This window comes from Streptomyces sp. NPDC031225 (genome assembly GCF_055570355.1).
The window spans coordinates 71,825-94,945 of record NZ_JBVIHJ010000019.1; the positions used below are offsets into that span (position 1 = coordinate 71,825).

Annotated in this window: 23 protein-coding genes; 20 read left to right on the top strand and 3 right to left on the bottom strand. The window is 68.8% G+C overall.

Features of this window, described 5'->3' with window-relative positions:
* The first annotated feature begins 61 nt into the window (after positions 1-61).
* The 19 genes from ACZ48Z_RS29435 to ACZ48Z_RS29525 all read left to right on the top strand — a co-directional run bounded on the left by ACZ48Z_RS29435 (position 62) and on the right by ACZ48Z_RS29525 (position 18,621).
* Positions 62-1,861, top strand: coding sequence for a trypsin-like serine protease (locus ACZ48Z_RS29435; protein ID WP_468738906.1), 1,800 nt, complete (start codon positions 62-64; stop codon positions 1,859-1,861).
* 207 nt (positions 1,862-2,068) lie between these two features.
* Complete coding sequence (locus ACZ48Z_RS29440) at positions 2,069-3,175, top strand: LCP family protein (RefSeq protein ID WP_468738907.1); 1,107 nt, start codon at positions 2,069-2,071, stop codon at positions 3,173-3,175.
* 150 nt (positions 3,176-3,325) lie between these two features.
* On the top strand, positions 3,326-3,544 hold the full coding sequence (gene rpmE, locus ACZ48Z_RS29445; protein WP_468738908.1) for a 50S ribosomal protein L31: 219 nt from the start codon (positions 3,326-3,328) through the stop codon (positions 3,542-3,544).
* A gap of 105 nt (positions 3,545-3,649) precedes the next feature.
* Positions 3,650-4,726: a peptide chain release factor 1 gene (gene prfA / locus ACZ48Z_RS29450; protein WP_468738909.1), complete on the top strand. Its 1,077-nt coding sequence runs from the start codon at positions 3,650-3,652 to the stop codon at positions 4,724-4,726.
* Positions 4,727-4,778: 52 nt separating this feature from the next.
* Positions 4,779-5,624, top strand: a complete 846-nt coding sequence (gene prmC, locus ACZ48Z_RS29455) for a peptide chain release factor N(5)-glutamine methyltransferase (protein WP_468738910.1) — start codon at positions 4,779-4,781, stop codon at positions 5,622-5,624.
* A 52-nt stretch (positions 5,625-5,676) separates the two neighbouring features.
* Positions 5,677-6,324 (top strand): L-threonylcarbamoyladenylate synthase, encoded by a 648-nt coding sequence (locus ACZ48Z_RS29460; protein WP_389095174.1) that lies wholly within the window; start codon positions 5,677-5,679, stop codon positions 6,322-6,324.
* On the top strand, positions 6,321-6,995 hold the full coding sequence (locus tag ACZ48Z_RS29465; RefSeq protein ID WP_468738911.1) for an arsenate reductase/protein-tyrosine-phosphatase family protein: 675 nt from the start codon (positions 6,321-6,323) through the stop codon (positions 6,993-6,995). Before ACZ48Z_RS29460 ends, ACZ48Z_RS29465 begins: the two co-directional genes overlap by 4 nt.
* A gap of 166 nt (positions 6,996-7,161) precedes the next feature.
* The gene (locus ACZ48Z_RS29470; protein WP_468738912.1) at positions 7,162-8,403 is read left to right on the top strand and encodes a serine hydroxymethyltransferase; all 1,242 of its coding nucleotides are present in this window, start codon (positions 7,162-7,164) and stop codon (positions 8,401-8,403) included.
* 129 nt (positions 8,404-8,532) lie between these two features.
* Entirely contained in the window at positions 8,533-9,837 is a 1,305-nt protein-coding gene (locus ACZ48Z_RS29475) for an MraY family glycosyltransferase (RefSeq protein ID WP_468738913.1), read from the top strand.
* Between the two features lie 310 nt (positions 9,838-10,147).
* Entirely contained in the window at positions 10,148-10,579 is a 432-nt protein-coding gene (locus ACZ48Z_RS29480) for a hypothetical protein (protein ID WP_468738914.1), read from the top strand.
* 210 nt (positions 10,580-10,789) lie between these two features.
* The gene (atpB, locus tag ACZ48Z_RS29485) at positions 10,790-11,635 is read left to right on the top strand and encodes a F0F1 ATP synthase subunit A (protein ID WP_468738915.1); all 846 of its coding nucleotides are present in this window, start codon (positions 10,790-10,792) and stop codon (positions 11,633-11,635) included.
* Between the two features lie 76 nt (positions 11,636-11,711).
* Entirely contained in the window at positions 11,712-11,942 is a 231-nt protein-coding gene (gene atpE, locus ACZ48Z_RS29490; RefSeq protein ID WP_103780068.1) for an ATP synthase F0 subunit C, read from the top strand.
* 42 nt (positions 11,943-11,984) lie between these two features.
* The gene (locus ACZ48Z_RS29495; protein ID WP_468738916.1) at positions 11,985-12,536 is read left to right on the top strand and encodes a F0F1 ATP synthase subunit B; all 552 of its coding nucleotides are present in this window, start codon (positions 11,985-11,987) and stop codon (positions 12,534-12,536) included.
* Positions 12,533-13,348: a F0F1 ATP synthase subunit delta gene (locus ACZ48Z_RS29500; protein WP_468738917.1), complete on the top strand. Its 816-nt coding sequence runs from the start codon at positions 12,533-12,535 to the stop codon at positions 13,346-13,348. The genes ACZ48Z_RS29495 and ACZ48Z_RS29500 overlap by 4 nt, the downstream gene beginning before the upstream one ends.
* A gap of 125 nt (positions 13,349-13,473) precedes the next feature.
* Entirely contained in the window at positions 13,474-15,066 is a 1,593-nt protein-coding gene (gene atpA, locus ACZ48Z_RS29505; RefSeq protein ID WP_468738918.1) for a F0F1 ATP synthase subunit alpha, read from the top strand.
* Between the two features lie 20 nt (positions 15,067-15,086).
* Positions 15,087-16,004: a F0F1 ATP synthase subunit gamma gene (locus tag ACZ48Z_RS29510; RefSeq protein WP_468738919.1), complete on the top strand. Its 918-nt coding sequence runs from the start codon at positions 15,087-15,089 to the stop codon at positions 16,002-16,004.
* Positions 16,004-17,440: a F0F1 ATP synthase subunit beta gene (atpD, locus tag ACZ48Z_RS29515; RefSeq protein WP_468738920.1), complete on the top strand. Its 1,437-nt coding sequence runs from the start codon at positions 16,004-16,006 to the stop codon at positions 17,438-17,440. Before ACZ48Z_RS29510 ends, atpD begins: the two co-directional genes overlap by 1 nt.
* Before the next feature lie 217 nt (positions 17,441-17,657).
* On the top strand, positions 17,658-18,032 hold the full coding sequence (locus ACZ48Z_RS29520) for a F0F1 ATP synthase subunit epsilon (RefSeq protein WP_328750529.1): 375 nt from the start codon (positions 17,658-17,660) through the stop codon (positions 18,030-18,032).
* A gap of 142 nt (positions 18,033-18,174) precedes the next feature.
* Entirely contained in the window at positions 18,175-18,621 is a 447-nt protein-coding gene (locus ACZ48Z_RS29525) for a DUF2550 domain-containing protein (RefSeq protein ID WP_468738921.1), read from the top strand.
* Positions 18,622-18,641: 20 nt separating this feature from the next.
* On the opposite strand, the gene ACZ48Z_RS29530 is transcribed toward ACZ48Z_RS29525, so the two are convergent.
* The 3 genes from ACZ48Z_RS29530 to ACZ48Z_RS29540 all read right to left on the bottom strand — a co-directional run bounded on the left by ACZ48Z_RS29530 (position 18,642) and on the right by ACZ48Z_RS29540 (position 22,398).
* Complete coding sequence (locus ACZ48Z_RS29530) at positions 18,642-20,465, bottom strand: glycosyl hydrolase family 18 protein (protein WP_468738922.1); 1,824 nt, start codon at positions 20,463-20,465, stop codon at positions 18,642-18,644.
* Positions 20,466-20,590: 125 nt separating this feature from the next.
* Complete coding sequence (locus ACZ48Z_RS29535) at positions 20,591-21,232, bottom strand: response regulator (protein ID WP_468738923.1); 642 nt, start codon at positions 21,230-21,232, stop codon at positions 20,591-20,593.
* Positions 21,229-22,398 (bottom strand): sensor histidine kinase, encoded by a 1,170-nt coding sequence (locus tag ACZ48Z_RS29540; RefSeq protein ID WP_468738924.1) that lies wholly within the window; start codon positions 22,396-22,398, stop codon positions 21,229-21,231. The genes ACZ48Z_RS29535 and ACZ48Z_RS29540 overlap by 4 nt, the downstream gene beginning before the upstream one ends.
* Before the next feature lie 150 nt (positions 22,399-22,548).
* On the opposite strand from ACZ48Z_RS29540, the gene ACZ48Z_RS29545 reads away from it, so the two are divergent.
* On the top strand, positions 22,549-23,079 hold the full coding sequence (locus ACZ48Z_RS29545; protein ID WP_468738925.1) for a hypothetical protein: 531 nt from the start codon (positions 22,549-22,551) through the stop codon (positions 23,077-23,079).
* Positions 23,080-23,121: the final 42 nt, after the last annotated feature.

Genomic DNA, 23,121 nt, shown 5'->3' on the forward strand with positions numbered 1-23,121 from the left:
TCGGTCGGATTTCCGATCTCTGAACTTGTGATCCCTAGGGGGGACTTGTATGGGCATATCCATGTCCGGAGGCGCCGGCCGTCTCAGACGTCGTGTCCGGATCGCGCTGCCCGTCGCGGTGGCCGCCGGGCTGCTGGCCACGTCGGCCAACGCCGCCACGGTCACGCCCGAGCCGAAGGCGCCGGCCGCCACGGTGTCCGTGCCCTCGCAGGCCGAGCTGGAGAAGCGGGTCTTCGCCGCCGTGGCGGCCGACGACGGCTCGGGGTCGGTGACCCGGCCGTCGAGGACGGCGGCGAGCAGCCCGGCCGTCGACGGCACCATCTCGCCGATGGTCATCGGCGGCTCGACGACCACCATCTCCTCGGCGCCCTGGATGGCCCAGCTCTGGTACATCGATGACCAGGGCACCACCGACGAGAGCGACGACACCGGCTTCTTCTGCGGCGGATCCGTCATCGCGCCGACGAAGATCCTCACCGCGGCGCACTGCGTGCAGGGCTCCGACTGGGCGAAGCACGGTGTGGTCGTGACCGGGGCCACGCAGCTGCCCTCGAACGGGGACCTGCACGGCGGCGCCAAGAGCGCCGTGCTGCGGCAGTGGTACCACCCGTCGTACAACGCGGACACCATCGACAACGACATCGCGGTGCTGACCCTGGCGGCTCCCGTCAAGGCCACCCCGATCCGGATGACGACGTCCACGGACACGGCCTCGTACGACGCCTCCACGGCCGGTGCCAAGGCCGCCAAGGTCTACGGCTGGGGCCGCACCAGCTCCACCAGTGACGCCGTCTCCGAGACGCTGAAGACGGCCACGCTGCCCATCAAGGCGGACACGACCTGCGCCGCGGCCTACGGCTCCTGGTTCATCAAGGGGCACATGGTCTGCGCGGGCAAGCCCGCCAGCGGCAGCGACTCCGGTACGACCGCCATCTGCAGCGGTGACTCCGGCGGCCCGCTCGTCGTGAACGGCCGGATCGTCGGCGTCGTCTCCTGGAACGTGACGGACTGCGTCGCCAAGGGCGCCTACAGCGTCTTCACGAAGGTCAGCAAGTACGTCGGCGCCGCCTATCCGCGCGTCGACGACACCAACCTGAGCTTCGACCACAAGGCCGACCTGTGGGTGCGCAAGTCCTCCACCAAGGTCGGCTACGAGCTGGACTCCAAGGGCACCACCCTGGCCGCCAGGCAGTCCTGGGGCGACTGGAACGGGGTGAACCTCGTCCGGCAGACCGACCTCAACCGGGACGGCTTCCAGGACCTCGTGTACCGCGTCTCCGCCACCGGTGACGTCTACTGGCTGCGGTTCGTCCCGTCGTCCACCGGCGGCGCCTGGGCCGACCCGAAGAAGGTCTTCACGAACTGGAAGACCCGCACCCGGATCCTCACCCCCGGCGACGTCACCGGCGACTACAAGGCCGACCTGCTCTCCGTCGACTCGGCGGGCGTCCTGTGGATCTACCCCGGCAAGGGCGACGGCAGCTTCGCGGCCCGAGTGCGGGTCGGCGGCGGCTGGAGCCAGTACAACCTCCTGCTCGGCCACGGTGACTTCACCGGCGACGGCAAGGCGGACGTGCTCGCCCGCAACAAGAGCACCGGCGACCTCTACCTGTACAAGGGCACCGGCAAGTCCGGCACGGGCGTCTTCTCGGCCCGGGTCAAGGTGCGCACGAACTGGAGCGGTTACAACGCCTTCGACGCCGTCGGTGACATCACCGGCGACGGCAGGGCCGACCTGGTCGCCCGCACCCCGGGCGGCACGCTCTACCTGTACAAGGGCACCGGCAAGGCGACCAGCGAGATCTTTGCCACAAGGGTCACCGTTGGTACCGGTTTCCAGCAGTACGACATCTTTGGCTGAAACCGCTGGTGAACAGGGCTTCTCCCTGTCACTCCCGTGACGCGTTGTGACCACTGCTTCACGTGGTGGTCACAACGCGTTGTGCAACCCTTTCCCGAGTTTCGCCGTCTGACCAGGCGGAGCGACCATGGAGCGGTACGGGTCTCCCAAGACCACGTCTGACCCTGAAAACAGGGGGTAACCGACCGAACGGGATTCGAGGAGCACATGTCAGCCGAGAGCACGCCTACACCCGGCATACCGGGTGGCAAGGGACGCCGCCGAAAGCCGCGCAGCACGGGCCGCAAGGGCCTGCTGGTCACGGCCTGGGTCGCCGCGGGGATCGTCGTGCTGGGCGGTACCGGTGCCGGCTACCTGTACTTCAAGCTCAACGGCAACATCAAGAGCGTCGACATCGACCAGGCCCTCGGCAGCGCCCGGCCCACGAAGGTCGACAACGGCTCCGAGAACATCCTCGTCCTGGGTTCGGACTCCCGCTCCGGCTCCAACAAGTCGCTCGGCGGCGGCACCGACGACGGCAGCGCCCGCTCCGACACCGCGATGATCATCCACGTGTACGAGGGCCACAAGAAGGCCACCGTGGTCTCCGTCCCGCGCGACACCCTGATCGACCGCCCCCAGTGCACCGACACCGAGGGCAAGGAACACGACGCCGCGACGGACGTGATGTTCAACTCGGCGTACACGACCGGCGGCGCGGCCTGCGCGGTGAAGACCGTCGAGTCCATGACCGGCATCCGCATGGACCACTACCTGGAGGTCGACTTCAGCGGCTTCGAGAAGCTGGTCGACGAGCTGGGCGGGGTCACGGTCACCACGACCAAGGCCATCAAGGACAGCGACAGCCACCTGAACCTCAAGGCCGGCACCCACAAGCTCACCGGCGAGCAGGCCCTCGGTCTCGTCCGCACCCGCCACGGCGTCGGCGACGGCTCCGACCTCGGCCGTATCCAGCTCCAGCAGGCCTTCATCAAGGCGCTGGTCAAGCAGGTCAAGAGCGTCGGCGTGCTGACCAGCCCCAAGAAGCTGTACGACCTCGCCGACACCGCCACCAAGGCGGTCACCGCCGACTCCGACCTCGGCTCGGTCAACTCCCTGGTCTCCTTCGCGAGCGGCCTCAAGGGCATCACCCCCGCGAACATGACCATGGTCACGATGCCGGTCCGGTACGACCCGGCGAACCCGAACCGGGTGATCGTCGAGGAGGCCAAGGCCAAGCAGATCTGGACGGCCCTGGAGAACGACCGGGCGATCCCGAAGTCCGCCACCGAGGGCAACGCGACGGGCCAGGCCAAGGGCGTCGTCACGTCGTAGCGGACCGCTGGTCACGGCCTGGGAATAGATCGCGGCGCCCCCTCGTTTTGGGGGATGCGGCCAGTCCTGGCAGACTGGTACGTCGGTCCCGGTTCACGCCCCCGCAATCCGCGGTGGCGACCCGGCACCCTCCCGAAACTAGGAGACACCTTGAAGCGCGACATCCACCCCGAGTACGTCGAGACGCAGGTCAGCTGCACCTGTGGCGCGTCGTTCACCACCCGTAGCACGATCGAGAGCGGCACCGTCCGTGCCGAGGTCTGCTCCGAGTGCCACCCGTTCTACACGGGCAAGCAGAAGATCCTCGACACCGGTGGCCGTGTGGCCCGCTTCGAGGCCCGCTTCGGCAAGGCTGCTGCCAAGAAGTAGCGAGCCACCAGCGCCGGTCCACGGCCGCACTCCTCGGAGTGCGGCCGGGACCGGCGTTTTTGGTCGCCCGCCTTCCCCCTTCATCCGCAGTACAGGAGCCCAGAGATGTTCGAGGCCGTCGAGGAACTCGTCGGTGAGCACGCCGACCTGGAGACCAAGCTCGCCGACCCGTCGGTCCACTCCGACCAGGCCAACGCCCGCAAGCTGAACAAGCGTTACGCCGAGCTCACCCCGATCGTCGGCACGTACCGCTCCTGGAAGCAGACCGGCGACGACATCGAGACGGCGAAGGAGTTCGCCGCCGACGACCCGGACTTCGTGGCCGAGGTCAAGGAGCTGGAGAGGACGCGCGAGGAGCTGACGGAGAAGCTGCGGCTTCTTCTCGTACCGCGCGACCCCAACGACGACAAGGACGTCATCCTCGAGGTCAAGGCGGGCGCGGGCGGCGACGAGTCGGCCCTGTTCGCCGGCGATCTCCTGCGGATGTACCTCCGGTACGCCGAGCGCGTGGGCTGGAAGACCGAGATCATCGACGCCACCGAGTCCGAGCTGGGCGGCTACAAGGACGTCCAGGTCGCGGTGAAGACCAAGGGCGGCAACGGCGCCACCGAGCCCGGCCAGGGTGTCTGGGCCCGCCTGAAGTACGAGGGCGGTGTGCACCGCGTGCAGCGCGTGCCGGCGACCGAGTCGCAGGGCCGTATCCACACCTCCGCGGCGGGTGTCCTCGTCACGCCCGAGGCCGAGGAGGTCGACGTCGAGATCAACCCGAACGACCTGCGCATCGACGTGTACCGCTCCTCCGGGCCCGGTGGGCAGTCCGTCAACACGACCGACTCCGCCGTGCGGATCACGCACATTCCCACCGGAGTCGTCGCCTCCTGCCAGAACGAGAAGAGCCAGCTGCAGAACAAGGAGCAGGCGATGCGTATCCTGCGCTCCAGGCTCCTTGCGGCAGCCGTGGAGGAGGCGGAGCGGGAGGCCGCCGACGCCCGCCGCAGCCAGGTCCGCACCGTCGACCGCTCCGAGAAGATCCGCACGTACAACTTCCCGGAGAACCGCATCTCGGACCACCGTGTCGGCTTCAAGTCGTACAACCTGGACCAGGTCCTGGACGGCGACCTCGACGCGGTGATCCAGGCCTGCGTCGACGCGGACTCGGCGGCGAAACTGGCGGCCGCGTAAAGGCCGCTGAAGAGGTACCTACGCACGACCGAGTACGACACGGAGGACTTGCGTGAACCTGCTGCTCGCAGAGGTGGCCCAGGCCACCCAGCGGCTGGCCGACGCCGGCGTGCCCTCGCCGCGCAACGACGCGGAGGAGCTCGCCGCGTTCGTGCACGGCGTGAAGCGGGGCGAGCTGCACTCCGTGAAGGACGCGGACTTCGACGCCCGCTACTGGGAGACCATCGCGCGCCGTGAACAGCGCGAGCCGCTCCAGCACATCACCGGCCTCGCCTACTTCCGGTACCTCGAACTCCAGGTGGGCCCCGGTGTGTTCGTGCCGCGCCCCGAGACCGAGTCCGTGGTCGGCTGGGCCATAGACGCCGTCCGCGCGATGGACGTCGTCGAGCCGCGCATCGTCGACCTGTGCACCGGCTCCGGCGCCATCGCGCTCGCCCTCGCCCAGGAGGTCCCGCGCTCCCGCGTGCACGCCGTGGAGCTGTCCGAGGAAGCCCTGCGCTGGACCCGCAAGAACGTCGAGGGCTCCAGGGTCGACCTGCGCCAGGGCAACGCCCTGGACGCCTTCCCCGACCTCGACGGCCATGTCGACCTGGTGATCTCCAACCCGCCCTACATCCCGCTCACCGAGTGGGAGTACGTCGCTCCCGAGGCGCGGGACTACGACCCCGAACTCGCCCTGTTCTCCGGCGAGGACGGCCTCGACCTCATCCGCGGTCTGGAGCGCACCGCACACCGGCTCCTGCGTCCCGGCGGCGTCGTCGTCATCGAGCACGCCGACACCCAGGGCGGCCAGGTGCCGTGGATCTTCACCGAGGAGCGGGGCTGGGCCGACGCGGCCGACCACCCCGACCTCAACAACCGTCCCCGGTTCGCGACGGCCCGCAGGGCGATGCCGTGACCACCCCGAAGACTCTTTCCCGTAAGTCCGTGTACGAGGAGGCCCGCTAGACATGGCTCGGCGATACGACACCAACGACGCGACCGACCGCACGACCGGTCTGCGCGAAGCCGCGTCCGCCGTCCGCCGGGGCGAGCTCGTGGTCCTCCCGACCGACACGGTGTACGGCATCGGCGCCGACGCGTTCTCCTCGGAGGCCGTCAACGACCTCCTGGAGGCCAAGGGCCGGGGCCGCAACATGCCCACCCCCGTGCTGATCGGCTCCCCGAACACCCTCCACGGTCTGGTCACCGACTTCTCCGAGCTGGCCTGGGAGCTGGTCGACGCGTTCTGGCCGGGCGCGCTCACCCTCGTCGCCAAGCACCAGCCGTCGCTGCAGTGGGACCTGGGCGACACCCGGGGCACGGTCGCCGTACGCATGCCGCTGCACCCCGTCGCCATCGAACTGCTGACCGAGGTCGGCCCCATGGCCGTGTCCTCGGCGAACCTGAGCGGCCACCCGTCGCCGGAGGACTGCGACGCCGCGCAGGAGATGCTCGGCGACTCGGTCTCCGTGTACCTCGACGGCGGCCCCACCCCCGGCATCGTGCCGTCCTCGATCGTCGACGTCACCCGCGAGGTGCCCCTGCTGCTGCGCGCGGGCGCGATCTCCGCGGAAGAGCTCAGGAAGGTCGTACCCGACCTCGAGGTGGCGAATTGACGGCCCCTGACGCGGGGCGTGGCATATGGGACGGGGAAGAGACGCGGACCTTCACAGGGCTCCCGCACGACAGCTTCCGCATCCTCCACGTCAGCACCGGCAACGTGTGCCGCTCGCCGATCACCGAGCGGCTGACCCGGCATGCCCTGGCGGACCGGCTCGGCGACCCGCTGTGGGGCGGCGTCGTCGTGGAGAGCGCGGGGACCTGGGGCCATGAGGGCGCGCCCATGGAGGCCAACGCTGAGGCGGTCCTGGCCGAATTCGGCGCGGACGCCTCCGGCTTCACCGGGCGCGAGCTTCTCGACGAGCACGTCATCATGGCCGACCTGGTCCTGACGGCCACCCGCGACCACCGTCAGCAGGTGATCTCGATGGGCCACTCGGCAGGCCTGCGCACCTTCACCCTGAAGGAGTTCACCCGCCTGGTGAAGGCGATAGACCCCGCGACCCTGCCGCCCCTGGAGGACGACGGCCTGGTGATCCGCGCCCGGGCCCTGGTCCGTGCCGCGGCGGCTCTACGCGGGTGGCTCCTGGCCCCGACCGCCGAGGCCGACGAGGTCTTCGACCCGTACGGCGCCCCGCTGCCCTTCTTCCGCTCGATCGGGGACGAGATACACGAAGCGCTGGATCCGGTGGTGACGGCGCTGACGGGGGTGCCCGCGCGCGCGTGACGCGGGCCGGACAGGTCGAGCGGGGCACCTGATCCGGTGCCGGCGACAACCTGGGCGTCCACCGGCCTGCGACCCCGTGCGCACCCGTGAGCACCAACGACCGGGCATCCCACCTGACACCGGCCTACATTGGACGTACGTCACCGTCGACGCCCCGGAGTCCACCATGTCGGTCACCCATGCGCCCCAGACCGCCGACGTCCTGCGGCGGCAGGATCCCGAGCTTGCCGAGATCCTGCTCGGGGAGCTCGACCGGCAGTCGTCGACGCTTCAGCTCATCGCCGCCGAGAACTTCTGCTCGCCGGCCGTGCTGTCCGCGCTCGGCTCGCCGCTGGCCAACAAGTACGCCGAGGGCTATCCGGGCGCCCGTCACCACGGCGGCTGCGAGATCGTCGACGTGGCCGAGCGGCTCGCGGTGGACCGGGCGAAGGCCCTGTTCGGCGCCGAACACGCGAACGTGCAGGCCCACTCCGGCTCCTCGGCCGTCCTCGCCGCGTACGCCGCGCTGCTGCGCCCCGGCGACACCGTCCTGGCCCTCGGCCTGCCCTACGGCGGCCACCTCACCCACGGCTCGCCCGCCAACTTCTCCGGCCGCTGGTTCGACTTCGTCCCCTACGGCGTCGACGCCGAGACCGGGCTCATCGACCACGACCAGGTCCGCGCGCTGGCCCTGAGCCACCGGCCGAAGGCCATCGTCTGCGGTTCCATCGCCTACCCCCGGCACATCGACCACGCCTTCTTCCGGGAGGTCGCCGACGAGGTGGGCGCGTATCTCATCGCCGACGCCGCCCACCCCATCGGGCTCGTCGCCGGGGGAGCGGCGCCCAGTCCGGTGCCGTACGCCGACATCGTCTGCGCCACCACGCACAAGGTGCTGCGCGGGCCCCGCGGCGGCATGATCCTCTGCGGGAGAGAGCTGGCGGAGCGGGTCGACCGGGCCGTCTTCCCGTTCACGCAGGGCGGCGCGCAGATGCACACCATCGCAGCCAAGGCGGTCGCGTTCGGCGAGGCGGCCACACCGGCGTTCGCCGCGTACGCCCATCAGGTGGTCGCCAACGCCCGTGTCCTCGCGGCCGGTCTGGCCGCCGAGGGGCTCATCGTCACCACCGGGGGAACCGACACCCATCTGGTGACGGCCGATCCGGCGCCCCTCGGCGTCGACGGACGCACCGCGCGCGGTCGTCTCGCGGCCGCCGGGATGGTGCTCGACTGCTGTGCGCTGCCTCACGCGAACTCCCGCGGACTGCGCCTGGGTACGGCCGCCGTCACCACCCAGGGCATGGCCGAGAAGGAGATGGCGAGGATCGCCGCCCTGCTCGCGGGGGTGCTGCGCGGCGATGTCGAGAGCGCGAAGGCACGTGAAGAAGTGCGGGATCTGGTAGGTGGATTTCCGCCGTATCCGGCCTGAGCGGGGGTAGTCGCACCCGAGTGCACAGGCACACGTGCAACCATCGGCTCTACCCGGAAGTCCACAACCATATGCGACCGTCGCTAGGGTGTGGTGCTGAGATGGCCAGCGAGACCTGTGGGGAAGCCCGTGCGTGAATACCTGCTGACGCTCTGCATCACGGCCGCGGTGACGTATCTGCTGACAGGGCCGGTACGGAAGTTCGCGATCGTTGCCGGAGCGATGCCGGAGATCAGGGCCCGTGACGTGCACCGGGAACCGACTCCGCGGCTCGGCGGGATCGCCATGTTCTTCGGACTGTGCGCGGGCCTGCTGGTCGCCGACCACCTGACCAACCTCAGCGAGGTCTTCGAGAAGTCGAACGAACCGCGCGCGCTGCTCTCCGGCGCCGCCCTCATCTGGCTGATCGGCGTCCTGGACGACAAGTTCGAGATCGACGCCCTGATCAAGCTGGGCGGCCAGATGATCGCCGCGGGCGTGATGGTCATGCAGGGTCTGACGATCCTGTGGCTGCCCATCCCCAGCGTCGGCTCGGTCGCGCTGACCCAGTGGCAGGGCACCCTGCTGACGGTCGCGCTCGTCGTCATCACCATCAACGCGGTGAACTTCGTCGACGGCCTCGACGGCCTCGCGGCCGGCATGGTCTGCATCGCGGCGGCCGCGTTCTTCCTGTACGCCTACCGGATCTGGTACTCGTACGGCATCGAGGCGGCCGCGCCGGCCACGCTGTTCTCGGCGATCCTGATGGGCATGTGCATCGGCTTCCTGCCGCACAACATGCACCCCGCGCGGATCTTCATGGGCGACTCCGGCTCGATGCTCATCGGCCTGGTGCTGGCCGCGGGCGCGATCTCCATCACCGGCCAGATCGACCCGGACGCGCTGAAGCTGTTCGCCGGGTCCGAGAAGGCGGCCGTGCACCAGACGGTCCCCGTCTACATCCCGCTGCTGCTGCCGCTGACGATCATCGCGGTGCCGGCCGCCGACCTGATCCTGGCGATCGTGCGCCGCACCTGGCGCGGCCAATCGCCGTTCGCCGCCGACCGCGGGCATCTGCACCACCGGCTGCTGGAGGTCGGGCACTCGCACAGCCGCGCGGTGTGGATCATGTACTTCTGGGCGGCGCTGATCGCGTTCGGCTCGCTCACCTACTCCGTGAACTCCGCGTCCATGTGGATCGTGCTCGGTGTCGTGATCCTCAGCGCCCTCGGCCTCGTGCTGCTCCTGCTGCCGCGCTTCACCCCGCGCGCCCCGATGTGGGCCCAGCACGTCGTACCGCCGCGCTACCGCCGCCGGCCACCCGTGGACCCGGAGCCCGTCGACGTGGACCAGCTCACTCCGGTTGCCGTGGGAGTGGCCGGTGTCAACGGTGCGACCGCGCTGAGCGCCCGTTCACGGGTGCCGGAGAGGCGCACAGCGGAATCGTCGCGGTGACGCCCAAGGTAAGAATCTGACTAAAGCATTGCCAACGCGTGGGAGTTCAACAGGGCGACAAACCGCCCCTATATCAGACAAGTCGGCCGTGATTCCGCACAGACGGGCACCTTCACTCTCATGTGTGACACCGGGCACACCTTCTAGGTAAAGACCGCATCAAATAGTTTGTGATACGGTTCACGAGAATCCGGGACAGAGCCGAAGGACCGTAGTGCGACGGTCCATTGGCGTGAGAGTCACCCTCAGCCCGGGGCTACGCTCGTCCATGACGACACCCCTCCCCCCTTTCGAAAGCGGAGTTGCCGCCATGCCGTCCAACGACGTCCGGATCCTGGCTCAGGCCGCCGTGCCCACGGCGGCCGTCGGCGCGATCGCCGCCGTCGTCAGTGGTGTGGTCGTCGGAGGCAAGGGTGCGGTCGGGGCGGTCGTCGCGACGGTCATCGTCATCCTCTTCATGGGCATCGGGCTGTACGTCCTGCAGCGCACTGCCAAATCGCTTCCGCACCTGTTCCAGGCGATGGGTCTGATGCTCTACGCGGCCCAGATCCTGCTGCTGTTCGTCTTCCTGGCGGTGTTCAAGAACACCACGCTCTTCCACCCCAAGGCCTTCGCGTTCACGCTGGTCGCCGGCACCCTCGCCTGGATCGCCGCACAGACCCGCGCCCACATGAAGTCCAAGATCCTCTACGTCGAACCCGATTCGGGCACCAAGCCCGAAAAAACGGGGCACTCGTCGTGAGAGGTAGGGCCGGGATAAATGCGCATGAGAGACCCTGCTATCGTCCGGTGCCAACTGCGGCATCGCGGGCGCGGGCATCCGAGCTGACGCCTGCTCGAACGCGAGGCTCGATGCCCCCCTGCCGCCCCCACATCCGTTACACCAGTCCCGTGCCGAATCGCGGCGATGCGTCGCGCCGACACAACGAGGTTGCCGTTTCCATGCGCCACGATGAAGGAGCCCGCGGTGAGTGCTGACCCGACGCAGACGCTCGCTTTCGACACGAGCTGTCACCTGTTCGACGGGTGTGGCTTCGACACCGTCGCTCCGGGCCTCCACTCGTTCCTGTTCGAGCCGCTCCTGGGCGACGCGGACGGCAACGCCTTCTACTTCAACAAGCCGATGCTGCTGGCACTGCTCGGCTCGATCATCATCGTCGGCTTCTTCTGGGCCGCCTTCGCTCGTCCGAAGGTCGTCCCCGGCAAGCTCCAGATGGTGGCCGAGGCCGGCTACGACTTCATCCGCCGCGGCATCGTCTACGAGACGATCGGCAAGAAGGAGGGCGAGAAGTACGTCCCGCTCGCCGTCTCGCTGTTCTTCTTCATCTGGGTGATGAACCTCTGGTCGATCGTGCCGGTCGCCGCCTTCCCGGTGACCTCGATCATCGCCTACCCGATGGTCCTCGCCGCGATCGTCTACATCCTGTGGGTCTCGCTGACCTTCAAGAGGCACGGCCTGGTCGGAGCCTTCAAGAACTTCACCGGCTACGACAAGTCGCTGGGCGCGGTGCTCCCGCTGTCGATGACCATCGAGTTCGCGTCGAACCTGATCGTCCGTCCGTTCACGCACGCGGTACGACTGTTCGCCAACATGTTCGCCGGCCACACCCTGCTGCTGCTCTTCACGATCGCCAGCTGGTACATGCTGAACGGCATCGGCATCGCCTACTCCGGCGTCTCGTTCGTGATGGTCATCATCATGACGGCCTTCGAGCTCTTCATCCAGGCAGTGCAGGCGTACGTATTCGTCCTCCTGACCTGCACCTTCATCCAGGGCGCGCTCGCCGAGCACCACTGAGCACCGCCCCGCACCACCCCAAGAGACATCCGGTGGCCAACCCCCACCGGTCACTGAAAGAGAAGGAAGAACCGGCATGTCCGCTCTCCAGACCCTCGCTGCGGTCGACGGCAACCTCGGCTCCATCGGTTACGGCCTCGCCGCGATCGGCCCGGGCGTCGGCGTCGGCATCATCTTCGGTAACGGCACGCAGGCTCTCGCCCGCCAGCCCGAGGCTGCCGGCCTCATCCGCGCCAACCAGATCCTGGGCTTCGCGTTCTGTGAGGCGCTGGCCCTCATCGGCCTCGTCATGCCGTTCGTCTACTAAGACGAACCACCACGACAGCCCCATTCGACGAAAGGCACTGATGTGAACCACGCACTGGTTCAGCTGGCGGCCGAGGCGGAGAAGGAGAATCCCCTCATTCCGCCGTGGCCGGAGCTTGTCATCGGCCTGATCGCCTTCGTCATCGTCTTCGGCTTCCTCGCCAAGAAGCTCCTCCCGACCATCAACAAGGTTCTGGAAGAGCGTCGCGAGGCCATCGAGGGCGGTATCGAGAAGGCCGAGGCCGCGCAGACCGAGGCCCAGAGCGTCCTTGAGCAGTACAAGGCACAGCTCGCCGAGGCCCGCCACGAGGCCGCGCGTCTGCGCCAGGAGGCGCAGGAGCAGGGCGCCACGCTCATCGCCGAGATGCGCGCGGAAGGCCAGCGGCAGCGCGAGGAGATCGTCGCCGCCGGTCACGCGCAGATCGAGGCCGACCGCAAGTCCGCTTCCTCCGCGCTGCGCCAGGACGTGGGCAAGCTCGCCACCGACCTGGCCGGCAAGCTCGTCGGCGAGTCCCTCGAGGACCACGCCCGGCAGAGCCGCGTGATCGACCGTTTCCTCGAAGATCTTGAGGAGAAGGCCGAGGCCGCGCGATGAACGGAGCGAGCCGCGAGGCACTGGCCGCCGCCCGCGAGCGTCTCGACGCGCTGACGGACTCCACGTCCGCCGACGCGGCGAAGCTCGCCGACGAGCTGGCCGCCGTCACCGCGCTGCTCCACCGCGAGGTGTCCCTGCGTCGGGTCCTGACCGACCCGGCGCAGCCCGGCGAGGCCAAGGCCGAACTGGCCCAGCGCCTGCTCGGCGGCCAGGTCGGCGGGACAACCACCGACCTGGTGTCCGGTCTGGTGCGCTCCCGCTGGTCGCAGTCGCGTGACCTGACGGACGCCCTGGAGGAACTGGCGAACGTCGCGGACCTCACCGCCGCGCAGCAGCGGGGCGCGCTCGACAACGTCGAGGACGAACTGTTCCGGTTCGGCCGGATCGTCTCCTCGAACACCGAGCTGCGCGCCGCACTGACCAACCGCGCCGCGAAGGTGTCGGCCAAGGGCGAGCTGCTGCGCAGCCTGCTCGGCGGCCGGGCCGACGTGACGACCGAGCGTCTGGTGACGCGCCTTGTGACCGCGCCGCGGGGACGTAGCCTGGAAGCGGGACTGGAGTCCCTGTCCAAGCTCGCCGCCGAGCGCCGGGACCGCATGGTCGCCGTCGTCACCTCAGCGGTCGTGCTGAGCGCGTCGCAGAAGCAGCGCCTGGGCGCCGCCCTCGCGAAGCTCTACGGCCGCACGATGCACCTCAACCTCGACGTGGACCCCGAGGTCCTGGGCGGGATCCGGGTGCAGGTCGGTGACGAGGTCATCAACGGCTCGATCGCGGACCGCATCGAGGACGCCGGCCGCCGCGTGGCGGGCTAGCAGCAACTTCACAGCAGTACGTACTTACGACGGCCCTGGTTGGGCCGTACATGAAGAATCCTGGGGGTCGCCCCCAGACCCCCAAAGTGAAACTTCGGGCCCAACAAGGAGAGCAGGGAACCCAGATGGCGGAGCTCACGATCCGGCCGGAGGAGATCCGGGACGCACTGGAGACCTTCGTCCAGTCGTACAAGCCGGACGCGGCCTCGCGCGAGGAGGTCGGTACGGTCACCCTTGCCGGCGACGGCATCGCGAAGGTCGAGGGTCTGCCCTCGGCCATGGCCAACGAACTGCTGAAGTTCGAGGACGGCACCCTCGGCCTCGCGCTCAACCTGGAAGAGCGCGAGATCGGCGCCGTCGTCCTCGGTGAGTTCAGCGGCATCGAGGAGGGCCAGCCGGTCACCCGTACCGGTGAGGTCCTCTCCGTGGCCGTCGGCGAGGGCTACCTCGGCCGCGTCGTCGACCCGCTCGGCAACCCGATCGACGGCCTCGGCGAGATCGAGACCAGCGGCCGACGCGCCCTTGAGCTGCAGGCCCCCGGTGTCATGGCCCGTAAGTCGGTGCACGAGCCGATGGAGACCGGCTACAAGGCCGTCGACGCCATGACCCCGATCGGCCGTGGCCAGCGTCAGCTGGTCATCGGTGACCGTCAGACCGGCAAGACCGCCCTGGCCGTCGACACGATCATCAACCAGCGTGACAACTGGCGCACGGGCGACCCGAAGAAGCAGGTCCGCTGCGTCTACGTCGCCATCGGTCAGAAGGGCTCGACCATCGCCTCCGTGCGTGGCGCCCTCGAAGAGGCCGGCGCGCTGGAGTACACGACCATCGTCGCCGCTCCGGCGTCCGACCCGGCCGGCTTCAAGTACCTGGCGCCGTACACCGGTTCGGCCATCGGCCAGCAGTGGATGTACGAGGGCAAGCACGTCCTCATCATCTTCGACGACCTCTCCAAGCAGGCCGACGCCTACCGCGCCGTGTCCCTGCTGCTGCGCCGCCCGCCGGGCCGTGAGGCCTACCCGGGTGACGTCTTCTACCTGCACTCCCGTCTCCTTGAGCGCTGCGCGAAGCTCTCCGACGAGCTGGGTGCCGGCTCGATGACCGGTCTGCCGATCGTCGAGACGAAGGCCAACGACGTCTCGGCGTTCATCCCGACCAACGTCATCTCCATCACCGACGGCCAGTGCTTCCTGGAGTCGGACCTCTTCAACGCCGGTCAGCGTCCCGCGCTGAACGTCGGTATCTCCGTCTCCCGAGTCGGTGGTTCCGCGCAGCACAAGGCGATGAAGCAGGTCTCCGGCCGTCTGCGTCTGGACCTCGCCCAGTACCGTGAGCTGGAGGCGTTCGCCGCCTTCGGTTCCGACCTGGACGCCGCGTCGAAGGCGCAGCTGGAGCGCGGTCAGCGTCTGGTCGAGCTGCTCAAGCAGCCTCAGTACCAGCCGATGGCCACCGAGGACCAGGTCGTCTCCGTGTGGGCAGCCACCACCGGCAAGATGGACGAGGTCCCGGTGGGCGACATCCGCCGCTTCGAGAAGGAGCTCCTGGAGTACCTGCACCGCAAGGAGCAGGGCCTCATGACCTCCATCAAGGAGGGCGGCAAGATGTCGGACGACACGCTCACCGCCATCGCCGACGGCATCGCGGACTTCAAGAAGCAGTTCGAGACCTCGGACGGCAAGCTTCTCGGCGAAGACGCGCCGGCCGCCACGGCCAAGTGACCACGGAAGGGACCTGACTCATGGGAGCCCAGCTCCGGGTCTACAAGCGTCGCATCCGATCCGTCACCGCGACCAAGAAGATCACCAAGGCGATGGAGATGATCGCCGCCTCGCGCGTCGTCAAGGCGCAGCGCAAGGTGGCGGCCTCCACGCCGTACGCGCAGGAACTGACGCGTGCGGTCACGGCGGTCGGTACCGGCTCGAACACGAAGCACCCGCTGACCACGCAGGCCGAGACGGTCGTGCGGTCCGCGGTGCTGCTCCTGTCGAGCGACCGTGGTCTCGCCGGTGCCTTCAACTCCAACGCCATCAAGGTGGCGGAGCGGCTGACGGAGCGGCTCGAGGCCGAGGGCAAGGAGGTCGACACGTACATCGTCGGCCGCCGTGGTCTGGCCCACTACAACTTCCGCGAGCGCAAGGTCGTGGAGTCGTGGTCGGGCTTCACCGACGAGCCCACCTACGCGGACGCCAAGAAGGTCGCGGCGCCGCTGATCGAGGCCATCGAGAAGGACACGGACAAGGGCGGCGTGGACGAACTCCACATCGTCTTCACCGAGTTCGTCTCGATGATGACGCAGTCGGCGCTCGATGACCGACTGCTTCCGCTCAGCCTCGAAGAGGTAGCGAAAGAGGCTGCCCCCAAGGGCGAGATCCTTCCGCTGTACGACTTCGAGCCCTCGGCGGAGGACGTCCTCGACGCCCTGCTGCCGCGGTACGTCGAAAGCCGTATCTACAACGCGCTGCTCCAGTCGGCCGCTTCCAAGCACGCCGCCACGCGCCGCGCGATGAAGTCGGCCACCGACAACGCGGGAGACCTGATCACCAGCCTCTCCCGACTTGCCAACGCGGCCCGCCAGGCCGAAATCACCCAGGAAATCAGCGAGATCGTCGGTGGCTCCGCAGCCCTGGCCGACGCGACCGCGGGGAGTGACAGGTAATGACGACGACAGTTGAGACGGCCGTTGCCACGGGCCGCGTCGCCCGGGTCATCGGCCCGGTCGTCGACGTGGAATTCCCCGTCGACGCCATGCCGGAGATTTACAACGCCCTTCACGTCGAGGTGGCCGACCCGGCCCTGGACGGCGCGAAGAAGACGCTGACCCTGGAGGTCGCCCAGCACCTGGGTGACGGCCTGGTCCGCACCATCTCCATGCAGCCCACCGACGGCCTGGTCCGTCAGGCCGCGGTCACCGACACCGGCGCCTCCATCAGCGTGCCGGTCGGCGACTTCACCAAGGGCAAGGTGTTCAACACCCTCGGTGAGGTGCTGAACAGCGACGAGAAGTACACGGGCGAGCGCTGGGGCATCCACCGCAAGGCCCCGAACTTCGACGAGCTCGAGTCGAAGACCGAGATGTTCGAGACCGGCGTCAAGGTCATCGACCTTCTCACCCCGTACGTCAAGGGTGGAAAGATCGGTCTGTTCGGTGGTGCCGGCGTCGGCAAGACGGTGCTCATCCAGGAGATGATCTACCGCGTCGCCAACAACCACGACGGTGTCTCCGTGTTCGCCGGTGTCGGCGAGCGCACCCGTGAGGGCAACGACCTCATCGAGGAGATGGCGGAGTCCGGCGTCATCGACAAGACCGCCCTGGTCTTCGGCCAGATGGACGAGCCCCCGGGCACCCGTCTGCGCGTGGCCCTGGCCGGTCTGACCATGGCGGAGTACTTCCGCGATGTGCAGAAGCAGGACGTGCTGTTCTTCATCGACAACATCTTCCGCTTCACGCAGGCCGGTTCCGAGGTCTCGACCCTGCTCGGCCGTATGCCCTCCGCGGTGGGCTACCAGCCGAACCTGGCCGACGAGATGGGTCTCCTCCAGGAGCGCATCACCTCGACCCGCGGTCACTCGATCACCTCGATGCAGGCGATCTACGTCCCCGCGGACGACCTGACCGACCCGGCCCCGGCCACCACGTTCGCCCACCTCGACGCGACGACGGTTCTTTCCCGTCCGATCTCCGAGAAGGGCATCTACCCGGCCGTGGACCCGCTGGACTCCACCTCCCGGATCCTGGACCCGCGCTACATCGCGGCGGACCACTACAACACCGCCATGCGGGTCAAGGGGGTCCTGCAGAAGTACAAGGACCTCCAGGACATCATCGCCATCCTCGGCATCGACGAGCTCGGCGAGGAGGACAAGCTGGTCGTCCAGCGTGCCCGTCGCGTGGAGCGCTTCCTGTCCCAGAACACCCACGTCGCCAAGCAGTTCACCGGCGTCGACGGGTCGGACGTCCCGCTGGACGAGTCGATCGTGGCCTTCAACGCGATCATCGACGGTGACTACGACCACTTCCCGGAGCAGGCGTTCTTCCTGTGCGGTGGCATCGAGGACCTGAAGGCCAACGCCAAGGAGCTCGGCGTCTCCTGAACTCCCTGAGTTCGAAGTGAACCCTGTGGTTCACACCTGAGGGGGCGGGGCGCGTCCCGCCCCCTCATTCACGCCCACTGCTGCATCCTCTGGGGGACAACCCCCGGACCCCCGGCCGCCTTCCGGGGTGGGCCCCGACACTTTGATGCTCGGCGCCCCACTAGACTTGCCAATGACACCCGGCGATGAGAGTCGGGTGGTGACCCGAGGAGCCACCTTGGCTGCTGAGCTGCACGTCGCGCTGGTCGCGGCCGACCGAGAGGTCTGGTCCGGCGAGGCCACCCTTGTCGTCGCGCGCACCACGTCCGGCGACATCGGCGTCATGCCCGGTCACCAGCCGCTGCTCGGTGTGCTGGAGTCGGGCCCGGTGACCATTCGTACGAGTGACGGTGAGACGGTCGTCGCCGCGGTGCACGGCGGTTTCATCTCGTTCGCGGACAACAAGCTGTCGCTGCTGGCCGAGATCGCCGAGCTGTCGGACGAGATCGACGTCCAGCGTACGGAGCGGGAGCTGGAGCGCGCCAAGGCGGAGGGCGATGCCGCCGCCGAGCGTCGCGCCGATGTACGACTGCGTGCGGCGGCGGCGAGCTGAACCAGCGCCTCACGCGATGACGTCACTCAGCCGCGGCTGGGACCGGAGTGATCCGGTGCCGGTCGCGGCTGAGGCAGATCTGGATGTTTTTTCCGTTCCGTTACCTATCGAAGGTACCTAGGAGACGAGGAGGTCGGTGTCGATGGTCCTCGCTCTGACTGTGTGCGGAATCGTGGTGGCCCTGGTGGTGCTGGGGCTGTTCGTCTTCGGTCTGCGCCGCAGACTCATCCAGCGCTCCGGCGGCACCTTCGACTGTTCCCTGCGCTGGGACGTTCCGGAGAAGACCGACACCAGCGGCAAGGGCTGGAGCTACGGGGTCGCCCGCTACAACGGCGACCGCATCGAGTGGTACCGCGTCTTCTCCTACGCCTACCGCCCGCGCCGGGTTCTGGAGCGCGCCTCGATCGAGGTCGCGGGGCGTCGTCTCCCCGAGGGCGAGGAGGAGCTGGCGCTGCTCTCCGACCACATCGTCCTGACCTGTCTGCACCGGGGCACGCGTCTCGAACTCGCCATGAGCGAAGACGCGCTGACCGGGTTTCTCGCGTGGCTTGAGGCAGCCCCGCCCGGACAGCGCGTCAACGTCGCCTAGAGCTCTTTCGGGTGGTTCCGTTATGACAGTCCGCTGTTGATGGCGCTCACCAGCTCACCGCCCGCGGTGTCACCGCTGAACTCCCAGAAGAACGCGCCGCCCAGACCCTGGTTCTTGGCCCACGTCATCTTCCCGGCGATCGTGGCGGGGGTGTCGTAGGACCACCAGTTGGTGCCGCAGTAGGCGTACGCGGTGCCCGCGATGGTGCCGGTGGTGGGGCAGGACGTCTTGAGGACCTTGTAGTCCTCGATGCCCTGCTCGTAGGTGCCGGGCGCCGGTCCGGTGGCCGAGCCGCCGGGGGCGGCCTGGGTGACGCCGGTCCAGCCGCGGCCGTAGAAGCCGATGCCGAGCAGCAGCTTCTTCGAGGCCACGCCCTTCGACTTCAGCTTGGCGATCGCGTCGGCGGAGTCGAAGCCGGCGACCGGGATGCCTGCGTACGAGGTGAGCGGGGAGTGCGGGGCGGTCGGGCCGTCCGCGTCGAAGGCGCCGAAGTAGTCGTACGTCATCACGTTGTACCAGTCGATGTACTGGGAGGCGCCGCCGTAGTCGGCCGCGTCGATCTTGCCGCCGGAGGTGCCGTCGGCGGTGATGGCCGCGGTGACCAGGTAGTTCGAGCCGAACTCCGAACGCAGCGCCGACATCAGGTTCTTGAAGGCGGCGGCCCCGCTGGTGTCGCAGGTCAGGCCGCAGGCGTTCGGGTACTCCCAGTCGATGTCGATGCCGTCGAAGACGTCCGCCCAGCGCGGGTCCTCGATGACCGACTTGCAGGAGGCGGCGAAGGCGGCCGGGTTGGCCGCGGCCTGCGCGAAGCCGCCTGAGTAGGTCCAGCCGCCGAAGGAGTAGAGGACCTTGATGTTCGGGTACTTGGCCTTCAGCTCACGCAGCTGGTTGAAGTTCCCGCGCAGCGGCTGGTCCCAGGTGTCGGCGGTGCCGCTGACGGACTGGTCGGCGGTGTACGCCTTGTCGTAGGCGGCGTAGGTGTCGTCGACGACGCACTTGCCGTCCTTGACGTTGCCGAACGCGTAGTTGATGTGCGTGATCTTCGAGGCGGAGCCGGAGGTCACCAGGTTCTTGACGTGGTAATTGCGGCCGTAGACGCCCCACTCGGTGAAGTAGCCGAGCTTGACCTTGGAGCCGGTGGGCGGCGGGTCGGTGGTGCCGCCGGTGGTGTGCACGGCGACGGCGCCGCTCGCCGGGCCGGTCTGGTCGGCGGTGTCACGGGCCCGCACGGTGTAGGAGTAGTCGGTGCCGGCGGTCAGCCCGGTGTCCGTGTACGAGGTGGTCGTCACGGTGGCCACCTTGGCGCCGTCGCGCAGTACGTCGTAGTTCTTGACGCCCTTGTCGTCGGTGGCGGCACTCCAGGCCAGCTTGACCGAGGTGTTGGTGATGCCGGACGCGGTGGGGGTTCCGGGGGCGGACGGGGCCGCGTCGCCCGGAGTGGAGCCGCCGTCACAACTGCCGCCGTTCAGCTTGCAGTTGGCGGGGGAGCCGCTGCCGGCGCCGTTGAAGCCGAAGGAGACGGAGGCGCCGGGGGTCAGGGTGCCGTTCCAGGACTTGTTCTTGGCGGTCCAGTGGGTGCCGGAGGAGGTGACGTCGGCGTCCCAGGCGGAGGTGACGGAGGTGCCGGAGGGGTAGTCCCACTCGACGGTCCAGGAGCTGATGGTGGTGTCGCCGGTGTTCTTGACGGTCCACTTGCCTTCGAAGCCGGTTCCCCAGTCCTGGGTCTTGGCGTAGGTCGCGGTGGCGGAGGTCGCGGCCTGGGCGGGGCTCGCGAGGCCGACCAGGCCGGCGAAGGGGAGCAGGAGCGTAGCGAGGCCTGCCGCGGCTCTGTGTCTGAAGCGCATCGTGCGCCTCCTCTTTCAAGCGGGGAGTTGGGGCGTGACTGAGCCTCACGCCCACGGTGCCGCGAGAATAGAAAGGTCTGGACCACAGGTCAATAGGTCTGGACCACCGTCATGTGCGGCTCGTTCTAAACCCCCAACTCCTGCGCGAGTACGGCCGCTTGCACCCGGCTGCGCAGCTCCAGCTTTCCCAGCAGACGGCTGACGTGCGTCTTCACCGTCGCCTCCGCCATGTCCAGGCGCCTCGCGATGTCCGCGTTGGACAGTCCTTCGCCGAGACAGGAGAGCACCTCGCGCTCCCTGCGCGTGAGGGCGTCGAGGACGGCGGGATCGGCGGTCGGTTCCCGCGTGGGCCCGGCGGCGAACTCGGCGATCAGACGGCGGGTGACGGCGGGCGCGATCAGTCCCTCCCCACGCGCCACGGTCCGCACCGCTTCCAGCAGATCCCTGGCCTCGGTGTTCTTGAGCAGGAATCCGGACGCGCCCGCGCGCAGCGCCCCGAACACGTACTCGTCGAGGTCGAACGTGGTCAGCACGAGGACGTCGGCGAGCCCCTCCCCGACGACCGTCCGGGTCGCCGACACCCCGTCCAGGCGGGGCATCTGAATATCCATCAGCACCAGGTCGGGCCTCAACTCCCGCGCGCGCTGCACCGCTTGCTCCCCGTCGGCCGCCTCGCCGACCACCTCGATGTCGGGTGCGCTGCGCAGGATGAGGACGAGCCCGGCGCGTACGGCGGACTGGTCCTCGGCGACGAGGACACGGATCATTCGGATTCTCCTTCGGGCACGGGGAGCGTGGCGCGTACGGTCCACAGCGTGCCCTGCGGTCCGGCCCGGAACGTGCCGCCGAGCAGCGCGGCCCGCTCCCGCATCCCGGTCAGCCCGGCGCCGGAACCGGGGGCGCGCGGGCCGTCCCGACGGCCGTAGGGGCTGGTCACCCGGACGTCGAGCAGACCGTCCCGTCGGCCGAGGGTGACGGTGACCCGGCCGGGGCAGGCGTGCTTGAGGGCGTTGGTCAGGGACTCCTGGACGATGCGGTAGGCGGCGAGCTCGACCGGTGCGGGAACCCTGCCGTGATCGCCGGTGTCGAGGTCCACGTCGAGACCGTTGGCGCGGGCGCCGTCGACCAGCGCGGCGAGGCCGTCCAGGGTGGGGGAGGCGGCGGGCTCGGTGTCGCCGCCGGCGTCGCGCAGGATGCCGATCAGGCGTCGCATCTCGGCGAGGCCCGCCACGCTGTTCTCCCTGATGACGGTCAGCGCCTGCCGGGAGGTGGCCGGTTCGTCGATCGACAGCGCGGCCGTGGAGTGGATGGCGATCGCGGACAGGTGGTTGGCGACCATGTCGTGCAACTCCCTTGCCATCCGCGCCCGTTCGGCCGTGACCGCCTGGCTGCGGTCCATCTCGGCCAGCAGCGCGGTCTGTTCGGCGCGCAGTCGCGCGGCCTCGGCGGCGTCACGGTGGTTGCGCACGATCCAGCCGGTGGCGGCGGGCCCGTACGCCACGACCCCGACGACCACTCCGATCAGCAGCGCCTCCGGCTCCCGCCACACCGCGAAAGGCACCAGCGTTCCGGCCACGGTGAGCAGACCGGTGATCCACTGGATGCGGCGGGCCGAGGCGAGCGGGCCGTACAGCACGGCCGCGTAGACGACGTCGGTGAACATCAGGACCGAGGCGATGCTGCCCTGGGTCGCGAGGTCGGCGCAGATCGCGACCGTGGCGGTGAGCAGGGCCGCGCGAGGGGCCGTGCGGCGCAGCAGCTCGCAGCCGGCCAGCACGGTGAGCGGCACCAGGACCGGCCAGGGACCGTCGAAGAGCGTCATCGGGTCGCTGGACGGGCGGGTGCCCAGACCGATGCCCACCAGCAACAGGCCGCCGAGCAGCCCGCCGGCCGCGATGTACACGTCGAAGCGGTGCGGGCGGGGGAGAGCCATGACTCCATCCAACACGCCGTCGCCGCGCCGCGCCTGATTCCCGGGAACGGTCCTGGACTGCATCTTTCGATGTACGGCGGTCTCGTCAACGCCGACGACGAAAGGGACGGCCGCCGCCGGGAGCCTGGAGGGGAGACGAAGGGAGCGGTCGTGATCGTCGGACTGATCGTCGCGTGCGAGGTGGCCTTCTGGGTGCTGCTCGCCGCCGGACTGACCTTCCGCTACGGGCTGCGCATGCCGCGGGTCGGGCTGGCCCTGCTGCTGTGCGAGCCCTTGCTGGAGCTCGTGCTGTTCGCGGTCACCGCGATCGACCTCAGGAACGGTGCCGAACCCGACTGGAAGCACGGCCTGGCCGCCGTCTACATCGGCTTCACGGTGGGCCTCGGCCACTCGACGATCAGATGGGCGGACGCCCGGGTCGCCCACCGGTTCGCGGGCGGCCCGCCGCCGGTGCGGCCACCGCGGTACGGCACGGCCCGCGCCGTCCACGAGTGGAAGGTCGCGGGCCGCTGGATCCTGGCCGCGGTGGTCGCCGTTGTCCTGCTACAGGCGGCGGTCTGGTATGTCGGCTACGGCCAGAGCGACTCACTGCGCGCGTGGCAGCAGCGCATGCTGTGGCTGATCGGCATCAATGTCGTGATCGCCGGCAGCTACACCCTGTTCCCCAAGCGGGAGCCTTAGAGCTCCGCTGGATGCGCCGCGTTCGTCTGCAGCGCCATCGTG